This is a genomic window from Streptomyces albireticuli (genome assembly GCF_021228125.1).
Lineage (GTDB): Bacteria > Actinomycetota > Actinomycetes > Streptomycetales > Streptomycetaceae > Streptomyces > Streptomyces albireticuli.
The window spans coordinates 204,774-216,711 of sequence record NZ_JAJQQS010000012.1; the positions used below are offsets into that span (position 1 = coordinate 204,774).

10 protein-coding genes are annotated in these 11,938 nt (G+C 72.1%); all 10 read right to left on the minus strand.

Features of this window, described 5'->3' with window-relative positions; all coding sequences use genetic code 11:
• Positions 1-77: 77 nt before the first annotated feature.
• Positions 78-1,451, minus strand: a complete 1,374-nt coding sequence (glyA, locus tag LUZ64_RS22425; RefSeq protein ID WP_095582657.1) for a serine hydroxymethyltransferase — start codon at positions 1,449-1,451, stop codon at positions 78-80.
• Between the two features lie 178 nt (positions 1,452-1,629).
• Complete coding sequence (locus LUZ64_RS22430; protein ID WP_095582656.1) at positions 1,630-2,289, minus strand: arsenate reductase/protein-tyrosine-phosphatase family protein; 660 nt, start codon at positions 2,287-2,289, stop codon at positions 1,630-1,632.
• Positions 2,286-2,933 (minus strand): L-threonylcarbamoyladenylate synthase, encoded by a 648-nt coding sequence (locus tag LUZ64_RS22435; RefSeq protein WP_095582655.1) that lies wholly within the window; start codon positions 2,931-2,933, stop codon positions 2,286-2,288. Before LUZ64_RS22435 ends, LUZ64_RS22430 begins: the two co-directional genes overlap by 4 nt.
• A 53-nt stretch (positions 2,934-2,986) precedes the next feature.
• Positions 2,987-3,832, minus strand: a complete 846-nt coding sequence (gene prmC, locus LUZ64_RS22440; protein ID WP_087926257.1) for a peptide chain release factor N(5)-glutamine methyltransferase — start codon at positions 3,830-3,832, stop codon at positions 2,987-2,989.
• A gap of 122 nt (positions 3,833-3,954) precedes the next feature.
• Positions 3,955-5,034: a peptide chain release factor 1 gene (prfA, locus tag LUZ64_RS22445; protein ID WP_087926258.1), complete on the minus strand. Its 1,080-nt coding sequence runs from the start codon at positions 5,032-5,034 to the stop codon at positions 3,955-3,957.
• Between the two features lie 103 nt (positions 5,035-5,137).
• The gene (rpmE, locus tag LUZ64_RS22450) at positions 5,138-5,359 is read right to left on the minus strand and encodes a 50S ribosomal protein L31 (RefSeq protein WP_087926259.1); all 222 of its coding nucleotides are present in this window, start codon (positions 5,357-5,359) and stop codon (positions 5,138-5,140) included.
• 189 nt (positions 5,360-5,548) lie between these two features.
• Complete coding sequence (locus LUZ64_RS22455) at positions 5,549-6,664, minus strand: LCP family protein (protein WP_095582654.1); 1,116 nt, start codon at positions 6,662-6,664, stop codon at positions 5,549-5,551.
• Between the two features lie 366 nt (positions 6,665-7,030).
• Entirely contained in the window at positions 7,031-9,097 is a 2,067-nt protein-coding gene (gene rho, locus LUZ64_RS22460) for a transcription termination factor Rho (protein WP_095582653.1), read from the minus strand.
• Between the two features lie 419 nt (positions 9,098-9,516).
• On the minus strand, positions 9,517-10,431 hold the full coding sequence (thrB, locus tag LUZ64_RS22465; protein WP_095582652.1) for a homoserine kinase: 915 nt from the start codon (positions 10,429-10,431) through the stop codon (positions 9,517-9,519).
• A 386-nt stretch (positions 10,432-10,817) separates the two neighbouring features.
• A complete protein-coding gene (gene thrC, locus LUZ64_RS22470; RefSeq protein ID WP_095582651.1) occupies positions 10,818-11,921 on the minus strand; it encodes a threonine synthase in 1,104 nt (367 codons plus the stop codon).
• Between the last annotated feature and the right edge of the window lie 17 nt (positions 11,922-11,938).

An 11,938-nucleotide genomic window follows, 5' to 3' on the forward strand; every position in this document is an offset into this window, starting at 1 on the left:
CCACACCATATTCGCGTCCGCCCCCGATCCGTGAATACAGCTCCAGACGAACGGCCGTCCCGCGATGGTTGCAGTTGTCAGATGTGATCCGGGTAAGGAGGGTAGGGCGGGAAGGCGGCGACCAGTTCGGCGACCGCCGCTCGGGTCCCCCGGGTGCCCCTGGTCTCCCCCGCACCGGCGCCCCCGGGGCCCTCGCCGCGCAGCGCGGCCCCCATGAGCACCGCGATCCGGGCCATCTCGGGCTCGCGCATGCCCTGGGTGGTGACGGCGGCGGCGCCCAGCCGCAGACCGGGGGCGGCCCCGTGCGGCAGTCCGCAGGTGTCCAGGACGACGCCGCAGGCCGCGAGCCTGCCGCGGGCCGTGAGGGCGTCCAGGACGAGCCCGGAGACGTCGACGGTCATCATGTGCGTGTCGGTGCCGCCCGTGGTCACCGTGAGGCCCTCAGCGGCCAGGGCGGCGGCAAGCGTGCGGGCGTTGGCCACGACCTGATGGGCGTACGCGGTGAAGGCGGGCCCGGCGGCCTCGCCGAAGGCGACGGCCTTGGCCGCGACGGTGTGCATCTGGCCGCCGCCCTGGGTGAACGGGAAGACCGCCCGGTCGATCCGGCTCGCGAGGCCGGCCCGGCACAGCAGCAGCCCGCCGCGCGGGCCGCGCAGCACCTTGTGGGTGGTGGCGCAGACCACGTCCGCGTACGGCACGGGGCTGGGCGCCGCTCCCCCGGCGATCAGCCCGATCGGGTGGGCGGCGTCCGCGACGAGGTAGGCGCCCACCTCGTCGGCGATGTCGCGGAAGGCGGCGTAGTCGGGGTGGCGGGGGTAGGAGACCGAGCCGCAGACGACGGCCTTGGGCCGGTGCGCGCGGGCGAGGGCGCGCACCTGGTCGTAGTCGATGAGGCCGGTGTCGCGGCGGACGCCGTAGCCGACGAAGTCGAACCACCGGCCGGAGAAGTTCGCCGGGGAGCCGTGGGTGAGGTGGCCGCCCTGCGGCAGAGCCATGGCGAGCACGGTGTCCCCGGGGCACAGCAGCGCGGCGTAGGCGGCGAGGACGGCGGACGAGCCGGAGTGCGGCTGGACGTTGGCGTGCTCGGCGCCGAAGAGCGCCTTGGCCCGGTCGACGGCGATCCGCTCGGCGAGGTCGACCAGCTCGCAGCCGCCGTGGTGGCGGGCGCCCGGATAGCCCTCCGCGTACTTGTTGGCCAGCGGGGAGCCGAGGGCGGCGAGGACGGCGGGCGAGGTGAAGTTCTCGGCGGCGCTGAGCTGGAGGCCGTCCGCCTGGCGGCGGGCCTCGCCGGCCAGGATCCCGGCGAGCTCGGGGTCCTGCCGCAGCAGCGCCTCGAAGCCGCCCTCCCACACGGGGCGCGGCCGGCCGGCAGCCTCGGCGGTGGCCTCGGTGGCGGCCTCGGCGGCTGCGGGCGCGCCGGGGTCACGGGTGGAAGCTCGGGTGGCGGGCATCGCTGCCTCCGGCCTGTGCGGCGCGATGGTCTTGGCACCAATGTAGGCCCACGCCGGGGCATATGCCCGGCAGCTGCCCGGTGAATACCGGATATGTGCTGTTCTGTCCGCTCCCGGCCGGGAGCGGTGGCCCTGCCCGTCGGTGGTCACCGGCCGTCCCGGCCCGGCGGACGGGTACTCAGGACCGGCCGGCGACCCCGGTGAGCGCGGTGAGGACCGGGTCGAGAGCCTGGTTGATCTCGTCGCCGATGGAGCGGAAGAAGGTGATGGGAGCGCCGTACGGGTCGTGGACCTCGTCCGCCTCCGCGTTCGGGGCCAGCAGCCAGCCGCGCAGCGCGGCGGCGGCCTGGACCAGGGCGCGGGCGCGGTCGACCACCCCGCCGGCCCGGGCCGGGTCGGGGAGGGTCGCGGGGTCTATGGCCCGCACCAGCCGGGTGAACTCCTTGAGCGTGAAGGTGCGCAGGCCCGCCGAGTGGCCCATGGAGATGACCTGGGCCCGGTGGTCGCGGGTGGCGGTGAGCACCAGGTCCGCGCGGATCACATGCTCGTCGAGCAGCTCACGGCCGATGAAGCCGTGCGGGTCGGCGCCGAGGTCGGCCAGGACGGTGGCGGCGTGCGCCTCCATCGGGGCGCCCTCGTGGCCCCAGGTGCCCGCGCTCTCCACCACCAGACCGCCGGCGAAGGGATCCCCGAGGCGGTCGGCGAGGGCATGCCGGGACAGCCGCTCGGTGATGGGCGAGCGGCAGACGTTGCCGGTGCTGACGTGGAGGATGCGGAAGGTGTCGGTGGTGCTGTCCGTGCCCGGTCCCGCTATGCCACGCCCCTGCGGGGCGATCAATTCGCCACCTCGAGGTCGGGTACTACCTCGCGCAGCTGCTCGGCGCTGATGGCACCGGCGCGCAGCAGGACGGGGACCTTGCCGGTGACGTCCACGATGGAGGACGGCACGTCGGCGGGGGTGGGGCCGCCGTCGAGGTAGACGGAGACGGAGTCGCCGAGCATCTCCTGGGCGGCGTCGCAGTCCTGCGGCGCCGGGTGGCCGGTGAGGTTGGCGCTGGAGACGGCCATCGGACCGAACTCGGTCAGCAGCTCGATGGCGACGGGGTGCAGCGGCATCCGTACGGCCACCGTGCCACGGGTCTCCCCGAGGTCCCAGGTCAGCGACGGCTGGTGGTTGGCGACGAGGGTCAGCGCGCCGGGCCAGAAGGCGTCGACGAGCTCCCACGCCTGCTCGGAGAAGTCCGTGACGAGGCCGTGCAGGGTGTTCGGGGAGCCGACCAGGACGGGCGAGGGCATGCCCCGGCCGCGCCCCTTGGCCTCCAGGAGGCCGCCCACGGCGTCCCGGCTGAAGGCGTCCGCGCCGATCCCGTACACGGTGTCGGTGGGCAGCACGACCAGCTCACCGCGGCGGACCGCGGCGACCGCCTCACGCAGACCGGTCTTGCGGTCGGTCGCGTCGCTGCAGTCGTATCGCCGTGCCATTTAACGGACCTCCTCGTACGGGGCGGACAGGGCAGGAGTCTGGGAAGCCGCGGTCACGGCATCGCCTTCCGCGCGGTCGCGAAGCGCGGGCGGTTGTTGAGGTCGGGGTGATCGGCGGCGTCCGCCCAGCCCGACTCCTCCGCGAAGATCCACGGCACCTGGCCGCCCTGCGTGTCGGCGTGCTCGATCACGACGACGCCGCCGGGGCGCAGCAGCCGGTGGGCGGTGCGCTCGATGCCGCGGATGGTGTCGAGGCCGTCCTCGCCGGAGAAGAGCGCCAGCTCGGGGTCGTGGTCGCGGGCCTCGGGGGCGACGTACTCCCACTCGGTGAGCGGGATGTACGGGGGGTTGCTGACGACCAGGTCGACCTGGCCGTCGAGCTCGGGCAGCGCCGTGAGGGCGTTGCCGTGGTGGAGGGTGACCCGGGAGCCCTCGACGTTCTTACGGGCCCAGCCGAGCGCCGTCTCGTCCAGCTCGACGGCGTGCACCCGGGAGCGGGGCACCTCCTGTGCCAAGGCGAGCGCGATGGCGCCGGAGCCGGTGCACAGGTCGACGATCAGGGGCTCGACGACGTCCATGGCGCGCACGGCGTCTATGGCCCAGCCGACGACCGACTCGGTCTCGGGGCGGGGCACGAAGACGCCGGGGCCGACCTGGAGCTCCAGATAGCGGAAGAAGGCGCGGCCGGTGATGTGCTGGAGGGGCTCACGGGCCTCGCGGCGGGCGACGGCCTCCCAGTAGCGGGCGTCGAAGTCGGCGTCCGCGACGTTGTGCAGCTCACCCCGCTTGACGCCGTGCACGAAGGCGGCGAGCTCCTCCGCGTCGAAGCGCGGCGAAGGTACGCCGGCGTCGGCCAGCCGCTGGGTGGCTTGCGCCACCTCGGCGAGCAGCAGGTTCACGGTGGTCCTCTCGCGCGTTCGTACGGTGTCGTCGGTCTTCCCCGGCTCGCGCCGGGCGGGGTCCCCGGCGGGGCCGGGGCGTCGGGCCCGCCCGGCGGGCGGGACGGGCCTGACGTGGCCGGTCAGCCGGCGGCGGCCAGCTTCGCGGCGGAGTCGGCGTCGACGCAGGCCTGGATCACCGCGTCCAGGTCGCCGTCGAGCACCTGGTCCAAGTTGTACGCCTTGAAGCCGACCCGGTGGTCCGAGATGCGGTTTTCCGGGAAGTTGTACGTCCGGATCTTCTCGGAGCGGTCGACGGTGCGGACCTGGCTGCGGCGCGCGTCGGCGGCCTCGGCCTCGGCCTTCTCCTGGGCGGCGGCCAGCAGTCGCGAGCGCAGGATGCGCAGGGCCTGCTCCTTGTTCTGGAGCTGGCTCTTCTCGTTCTGGCAGGAGGCGACGACGCCGGTCGGCAGGTGGGTGATGCGGACCGCGGAGTCCGTGGTGTTGACGGACTGGCCGCCGGGGCCGGAGGAGCGGTAGACGTCGATGCGCAGATCGTTCATGTTGATCTCGACGTCGACCTCCTCGGCCTCGGGCGTGACGAGCACGCCGGCGGCGGAGGTGTGGATGCGGCCCTGGGACTCGGTGGCCGGCACGCGCTGGACGCGGTGGACGCCGCCCTCGTACTTCAGCCGGGCCCAGACTCCCTGGCCGGGCTCGGTGGCGCCGTTGCCGCCCTTGGTCTTCACCGCGACCTGGACGTCCTTGTATCCGCCGAGCTCGGACTCGGTGGAGTCGATGATCTCGGTCTTCCAGCCGACGCGCTCGGCGTAGCGCAGGTACATGCGCAGCAGGTCGCCGGCGAAGAGCGCCGACTCGTCGCCGCCGGCGCCGGCCTTGACCTCGAGGATGACGTCCTTGTCGTCGCTGGGGTCGCGGGGCACCAGCAGCAGGCGCAGCTTCTCGGTGAGGGCCTCGCGCTGCTTGTCCAGCTCCTTGACCTCGGCGGCGAAGTCGGGGTCGACCTGGGCCAGCTCGCGCGCGGTCTCGATGTCGTCGCCGGCCTGCTTCCAGGAGCGGTAGGTCGCGACGATCGGCGTCAGCTCGGCGTAGCGCTTGTTGAGCTTGCGGGCGTTGGCCTGGTCCGCGTGTACGGCGGGGTCGGCGAGCCGCTTCTCGAGGTCGGCGTGCTCACCGATCAGTTCCTCGACTGCCTCGAACATCAAGTTTCCCTAGCTGGAAGTGACGGGCCTGCTGGACGACAAAGCGCCGGTCCGGTCACCCCTCGCGCGCGAAGGGCGACCGGGAACCGGCGCCTGCGGGTCGCTACTTCTTGGCAGCGGCGGCCTTGCCGAAGCGGGCCTCGAAGCGGGCCACGCGGCCACCGGTGTCGAGGATCTTCTGCTTGCCCGTGTAGAACGGGTGGCACTCGGAGCAGACGTCGGCGCGGATGGTGCCGTCGGCGACGGTGCTACGGGTGGTGAACGACGCGCCACAGGTGCAGCTGACCTGGGTCTCGACGTAATCCGGGTGGATGTCGCGCTTCAAGGGATCTCCTAGGTTCGGGAGGGCTCCGGGTCGCAGGGCGGGATTGCCTTACGTGAACCGGGGCCGACGTACCAGTTTGCCAGGACTGGCCGTATCCCCCAAAACGAGAGGTGGCGGCCGGTTATTCCACCGGCCGTTTTCCCTGGTGCCCCGGGGGACGGTGGGCCGGCCGGGGGGCCGGCCGACGGGCTATTTGACGACGCCCTCGGCGCCGGTCTTCGCGCCCGCGGCGTCCTTGAGGACGGACTCCGGGATCTCCCGGTCGGCCCGGAGGGCCGTCCAGAGCGGCTCGGTGGCCTCGGCCACCGGGATCACGCGGTTGTGGTCCAGGGGGTCGTCCGCGACCGGCAGGGTCACCATCTGCATGTCGTCGGAGCCGATGCCCTTGAGGCCGTTGGCGAACGAGTACAGCTTGTCGACGGAGGCGAGCTCGCGGTCGGTGGTGAGCGCCTTGGTGGCGGTGTCGGCGATCCCGTAGAGCTTGGTGGGGCTGGTGAACAGGCCGACGTGCTTGATCTGGTCCAGCAGCGCCTTGATGAACGCCTGCTGGAGCTTGATCCGGCCGAGGTCGCCGCCGTCGCCGACGCCGTGCCGGGTGCGGACGAGGCCGAGGGACTGCTCGCCGTTGAGGGTGTGGGTGCCCGCCTCCAGATCGAGGTGGCTCCACCTGTCCTTGATCGGCTTGGTGGTGGTGACCTCGACGCCGCCGAGCTTGTCGATCAGCTTCTGGAAGCCGGCGAAGTCGACCTCCAGGTAGTGGTCCATCCGGATGTTGGTCATCGCCTCGACGGTGGCGACCGCGCAGCTCGCGCCGCCCACCGAGTACGCCTCGTTGAACTGGGCGCGCTTGACGGCCGGGGTCTTCTTGCCGTCGGGCGTCCGGCACTCGGGGCGGGGCACGATGGTGTCCCGGGGGATGCTGACGACGCTGGCCTTCTTGTGACCCGCGTAGACGTGGACGATCATCGCCGTGTCGGAGCGGGAGCTGCCCTCGTCCTTGCCGTAGGCGCTGTTGGCGCCGGCCCGGGAGTCGGAGCCGAGGACGAGGATGTCCTGGGAGCCGTTGTCGACGTTCTCGGGGCGGTTCTTGCCGAGGGCCGCGTTGATGTCGACGCTGTGCAGATTGCCGTTGAACTTGAAGTACAGGACGCCGGCGCCCGCGCCGGCCACGAGGACGAGCCCGCCGGCCGTCCAGAGGGCTATTCGCCCCTTGCGGCGCGTACGCGCCTTGCGACGCCGGCCACCGGACCCGCGGGCACGGCGGCGGTGCGCTCCCGCCCTCGTGCTCTTGCTGTCGTCAGCCATCGTCGTCCTCTGTTCTCCGCTGGTTCCCGGCTACCCCCGCCGATCCGGCCGCGCTGGGCGGCCGGGGTCCGCCGTCATCTCTCATGACGGGGAAGCCTGCGTCAGGGTTGCACAGCGTTTTCTGAGGACCTTCTTAGAAATCCGGTGGCCGCGGGGGGGCGAATGGATCTTTCACCCCCATTGCGACCTGCGCTTTCGGCCAATGCGGGGATATCGGTTCCGGCCATTCGCGGGGGCCGGGCCTGTGGTGCATCTCTCAAAAGGTCACGGTGAGGTCACGGCGGGGTTTTCCCCGTCGGGGATACGCGCGGGGCCTCCCCGCCACGGGTGTGGCGGGGAGGCCCCGGTAGTGCGCTACAGCCGCGCTCAGTCGTTGCCGTTGGACGGCGTCGTCTTCGCGATCTGCATCAAGAACTCCGCGTTCGACTTCGTCTGCTTCATCTTGTCGAGAAGCAGCTCGATCGCCTGCTGCGAGTCCAGCGCGTGCAGCACTCGCCGCAGCTTCCAGACGATCGCCAGCTCGTCGGCGCCCAGGAGGATCTCCTCCTTGCGGGTGCCGGACGGGTCGACGTCGACCGCCGGGAAGATGCGCTTGTCGGCGAGCTTCCGGTCGAGCTTGAGCTCCATGTTGCCGGTGCCCTTGAACTCCTCGAAGATCACCTCGTCCATGCGCGAGCCGGTCTCGACCAGCGCGGTGGCCAGGATGGTCAGCGAGCCGCCGTCCTCGATGTTGCGCGCGGCGCCGAAGAACTTCTTCGGCGGGTAGAGCGCGGTCGAGTCGACACCACCGGACAGGATGCGGCCCGAGGCCGGGGCGGCCAGGTTGTAGGCGCGGCCCAGACGGGTGATCGAGTCCAGCAGGACGACCACGTCGTGACCCAGCTCCACGAGGCGCTTGGCGCGCTCGATGGCCAGCTCGGCGACGGTGGTGTGGTCCTCGGCCGGGCGGTCGAAGGTCGAGGAGATGACCTCGCCCTTGACCGACCGCTGCATGTCGGTGACCTCTTCCGGACGCTCGTCGACCAGGACGACCATCAGATGGCACTCGGGGTTGTTGGTGGTGATCGCGTTGGCGATCGCCTGCATGATCATGGTCTTGCCGGTCTTCGGCGGGGCCACGATCAGACCGCGCTGGCCCTTGCCGATCGGCGCGACCAGGTCGATGATCCGGGTCGTCAGCACACCGGGGTCCGTCTCCAACCGCAGGCGGTCCTGCGGGTAGAGCGGGGTGAGCTTGTTGAACTCCGGGCGGCCACGGCCGGATTCGGCCGACATGCCGTTGGCCGAGTCAAGGCGGACAAGGGCGTTGAACTTCTCGCGCCGCTCGCCGTCCTTCGGCTGCCGGACCGCGCCGGTGACGTGGTCGCCCTTGCGCAGGCCGTTCTTACGGACCTGGGCGAGGGAGACGTAGACGTCGTTCGGACCCGGGAGGTAGCCGGACGTCCGGATGAAGGCGTAGTTGTCGAGGATGTCCAGGATGCCCGCGACGGGGATCAGGACGTCGTCGTCGGAGACCTGCGGCTCGTTGCCGAAGCCCTCGTCGCGGCCACGGCGGCCACGGCGGTCGCGGTAGCGGCCGCGACGGCCGCGACGGCCGCCCTCGAAGTCGTCGTCGTCCTGCGGGCCGGCCTGGCCCTGACCGCCCTGCGGCGCGCCACGGTTGTCACGCTGCTGGCGGCCGGCGCCCTGGCCCGCCTCCTCGCCGCGGTTGCCACGGCGGTCGCGGTCACGGTCGCCGCGCTGGCCGCGCTCCCCACGCTCGCCGCGCTCACCACGGTCCTGGCGGTCGCGGCGGTCGCCCTTCTGGCCGCGCTCGGCGCGGTCCTGGCGGTCGGCGCCCTTGGCGCCCTTGCCCTCGGCGCTGTCCAGGGCCGCCTCGGCCTTGTCGGCCACGCGGTCCTCGGTCCGCGCCTCGGCCTTGGCCTCGGCGGCGGGCTCGGGGCTGCCGGAGGGCGCGGTGGCCCGGCGGCGGCGGCGCTCGCCGGCCGGCTGCTCGTCGCTGCTCGGCTGGCCCGGGATCTCGATCTGCTGCTGGGCAGCGGCCTTCTCGGCGGGCTTGTCGGCCTTCTCGGCGGCCGCCTCACCCGTACGGGCCTTGGAGGTGGCGCGGCGCTTCGGCTTGGTCTCGGCGGCCTGCTCGTCGGCCTTGGCGGGCGCGGCGGAGCCTCCGGCCTGCCGTTCCTTGATGACCTCGATCAGCTGGCCTTTACGCATCCGCGCGGTGCCCTTGATGCCGAGGCTGGAGGCGAGCTGCTGGAGCTCGGCCAGGACCATGGCGTCGAGGCCCGTGCCCGAGCGTCGCCGCTTGGGGGCGGTGGCAGCACCGGTGGCAGGCGCGGCGGGAGCGTCCGTGGCGGGCGCGGAGGCATTGCCCTTGGCACTGCTGGCAGTGCCGGAGGCGGTCACGCCCATCAGATCGGTGGTGTCGCTCACGAAGGGGTCCTTCCCTGGAGCGGGCGTCGGCCTGTCTGGCTCGGCGACCGGTTGTGCTGTCCGGCTGCGGTCTGGCTGTGCGGACCGGGCCGGGGCGGTGGTCCGCCGGTACGGCGGAAGAATCAGTTCATTGGTTCCGGCGTGAAGAAATGAGGTGAAGACATGACGCAAGAACTTCACTCATGTCACCCACGCCGATTCCGGAGCGTGCTCGAATCTGCTCAGGCAGGCTGCTCAGGCAGTTTGGGAGGCTCCCGGAAGAAAAGCGGTCCCTGATCGGGACACAGAGCACCGAGCCGATGTGGCTTCGAGTGCAGACTTGAGGTTAACACTACCGGATCCCACAAACATTCCCCCTCTCCAAGACCGGCAACCGCTATTTTTCGCGGGTCCCGGGTCGCCCCGGGTTCCGCGGTGTTTCAGGCGAGCGGCAGCACGCTCGTCCCCCCGGCGTCGAGGGCCAGCCGGTTGGCCGCCCACCCCTCTCCCGCCAGCTGTGCGACCTTGTCGGCCGCACCGTTCTCGACCAGTGCGAGGACCGTGGGGCCCGCACCGGAGATGACCGCGGGGACGCCGTCCGCGCGCAGTCGGTTGACCAGGGCACCGCTCTCCGGCATCGCCGGGGCCCGGTAGTCCTGGTGGAGGCGGTCCTCGGTGGCCGGCAGCAGCAGCTCGGGGCGCCTGGTCATGGCCTCCACGAGCAGTGCCGCGCGGCCGGCGTTGGCCGCCGCGTCCACATGGGGGACGCTGCGCGGCAGCAGCCCCCGGGCGGTCTCGGTCAGGACCGCGTTGGCAGGTACGAAGACCACCGGAACGATGGAATCCGCGGGGTTCATCCGAATGGCCCGCGCCACTCCGGACTCCATCCACGACAGGGTGAAGCCGCCGAGCAGACAGGCCGCGACGTTGTCCGGGTGCCCCTCGATCTCCGTGGCGAGCTCCAGCAGCGCCGCGTCGTCGAGCTTCTCGGCCCCGCCTATGGTCACGGCGCGGGCGGCGACTATCCCCGCGCAGATCGCGGCGGACGAGGAACCGAGGCCCCGGCCGTGCGGAATGCGGTTGGCGCAGACGACCTCCAGGCCGCGCGGCTGGCCGCCGAGCAGGTCGAAGGCGGTGCGCAGGGACCGTACGAGCAGGTGGCTCTCGTCGCGCGGGAGGGTCTCGGCGCCCTCGCCCGCGATGTCGATGTGCAGGCCGGATTCGGCCACCCGGACCACGATGTCGTCGTAGAGGCCCAGGGACAGGCCGAAGGCGTCGAAGCCCGGGCCGAGGTTCGCGCTGGTGGCGGGGGTGCGCACGCGGACAGCGGCGGCGCGGAAGGCGGGACCGGCCATCGCTCGATGACTCTCCTTGGTGTGGCCTCGGTGGGGCGTGCAACGTCCGCAAGGGGCCGCGACGGCGATGCCGCGTGGGGGCGGCAGGGGTCAGCGACGGGGCGGAGTGAGTACAGCCTATCGAAGGAAGGTTCTGCGGCGACATAGGGCGCACAGGAGGCGCACGATGCGTGTCGCCTGCGGCGCGCCCGTTTCGGCGGCGCCGTGGACGGGTTTTCCGGGCCCTGACGGGCCCGGACGGGCCCCGTGACGCCGGACGGACCGTTTCTGCGGTCCGTCCGGCGCACGAGGACCGGGGTTCAGGGACCGGGGGCCCCTGGGAAAAGCGGGAATCGCGGGGAACCCCTGGAAGACCGGAGGAAGACCGGGGGAAGACCGGGGAAAGGTCAGGCCAGACCCAGCCGCTCCGCGGCCACGGCGGCGTCCACCGGCACGGTGATCGGCTGCGGGGCGCCCGCGACGGCCCAGTCGGGGTCCTTCAGGCCGTTGCCCGTGACCGTACAGACGATGCGCTGGCCGGGGTCGACCAGGCCCGCCTCGGCGGCCTTGAGCAGGCCGGCGACGCTCGCGGCCGAGGCGGGCTCGACGAAGACGCCCTCCTGGGAGGCCAACAGGCGGTAGGCGGCCAGGATCTGTCGGTCGGTCACCTCGTCGATGAGGCCGCCGGACTCGTCCCGCGCCTCCTCGGCGAACTTCCAGGAGGCGGGGTTGCCGATGCGGATCGCGGTGGCGATGGTGTGCGGGTCGAGGACCGGCGCGCCGCGCACGATGGGCGCCGAGCCGGCCGCCTGGAAGCCCCACATCCGGGGAGTGCGGGTGGCGAGGGCGTCCGCGGCGTACTCGCGGTAGCCCCGCCAGTAGGCGGTGATGTTGCCGGCGTTGCCGACCGGGAGCACATGGATGTCGGGCGCGTCGCCGAGCGCGTCGACGATCTCGAAGGCGGCGGTCTTCTGGCCCTCGATGCGCACCGGGTTGACGGAGTTGACCAGGGCGACCGGGTACTTCTCGGAGAGGCCGCGGGCCAGGGTCAGGCAGTCGTCGAAGTTGCCGTCGACCTGGAGGATGCGCGCGCCGTGGACCAGCGCCTGGCCCATCTTGCCGAGCGCGATCTTGCCCTGGGGCACCAGGACGGCGCAGACCATTCCGGCGCGTACGGCGTAGGCCGCGGCGGAGGCGGAGGTGTTGCCGGTGGAGGCGCAGATGACGGCCTTGGCGCCCTCCTCCTTGGCCCGCGTGATGGCCATGGTCATGCCGCGGTCCTTGAAGGACCCGGTGGGGTTGGCGCCCTCGACCTTGAGGTGGACCTCGCAGCCGGTGCGCTCGGAGAGCACCTGGGCGGGGACCAGCGGCGTACCACCCTCGCGGAGGGTGACCACGGGCGTGTCGGCCGTGACCGGCAGCCGGTCGCGGTACTCCTCGATGATGCCGCGCCACTGGTGCGTGGTGCCGGACCCGGCGCCGGATGCCTGACGGCTGTTGATGGCAGACATTGCTTTCGTAACTCCCC